At 76.6% G+C, this 1153-nt stretch carries 1 protein-coding gene; it reads right to left on the reverse strand.

Annotation, left to right across the window (positions count from 1 at the left end):
• Positions 1–71: 71 nt before the first annotated feature.
• Positions 72–1118, reverse strand: coding sequence for a lactonase family protein (locus ACFW9D_RS20575; protein ID WP_384623661.1), 1047 nt, complete (start codon positions 1116–1118; stop codon positions 72–74).
• Between the last annotated feature and the right edge of the window lie 35 nt (positions 1119–1153).

A 1153-nucleotide genomic window follows, 5' to 3' on the forward strand; every position in this document is an offset into this window, starting at 1 on the left:
GCTCCCCCGACCCCCGGCGGGGCCCCGGGCCCCGCTCGGCCCCGGCCCCCTTCGTGTCGTCGCGGGCCGCTCTACGCGGGCGGGCCGAACACCACGCAGGACGCGGCGGGCACCCGCAGCGAACCGCCCCGGACGGGCTCGCCCGTCTCGGCGTCCACGGTGAACCAGGTGACGTCGCCGGACCGCTCGTTCGCCGCGTACAGGAACCGGCCGCCGGGGTGGAGGGCCAGGTCACGGGGCCAGTGGCCACCGCACGGGACGGTGGCGCGCAGGGTGGGCTGTTCGCCGGTGGGGTCGAGGGCGAAGACGGAGACGACGTCCTCGCCGCGCGTGGCGGTCCACAGGAAGCGTCCGTCGGGGGCCACGACGACCTCGGACGGGTAGGCGTCGCCGCGCGGGGCGCCGGGCAGCACGGGGACCTCGGTGAGCGGTTTGAGGATGCCTCCGGCGGCGTCCCAGCGGCACACGGTGAGCGTCGGGGCGAGCTCGTTGAGGACGTACGCGTACTCGCCGCCGGGGTGGAAGGCCAGGTGGCGCGGCCCTGAGCCCGGGCGCAGGGCCGTCTCGTGGTGCGGGGTGAGGTGGCCGTCGACCAGGGCGCAGACGCGGACCGAGTCGGTGCCGAGGTCCACGCTGACGGCCCAGCCGCGGCTCGGGTCGACCACGATCTGGTGGGCGTGCGGGCTCTGCTGGCGCTGCGGGTGCGGACCGGAGCCGGTGTGGTGCAGCACGTCGCGCAGTGCGGGGTCGGGGGTTCCGTCGGCGCGCAGCGGCACGGTGCTGACGCTGCCGGAGCCGTAGTTCGCCGTGAGGATGTGGTTGCCCCACACGGTGAGGTGGGTGGGGCCGGCGCCGTCGACGGGGGCGGCGGGGGCGGCCAGGGTCGTGGACACGGCGTCCGTGCGGAACGCGGCGACGGCCCCCGCGGTCGTCTCGCTGACCGCGTAGAGGAACCCGCCGTCGAGCGCCAGATACGACGGGTCGGGCAGGGCGTCGGTGGTGTGCAGGAGCGTGAGCGCGCCGTCGGCCGGGTCGACGGCCGCCGTGACGACGCCGGGCCCGCCCGCGGCGGTGAAGGATCCGATGTACGCGTGTCCTGTCTGGCTGCTGCCGCTCACTGCTTCCCCTTTCGGGGCCCGGGCGGGGGTTGGCC

Source organism: Streptomyces sp. NPDC059524 (genome assembly GCF_042749255.1).
GTDB lineage: Bacteria > Actinomycetota > Actinomycetes > Streptomycetales > Streptomycetaceae > Streptomyces > Streptomyces xanthii.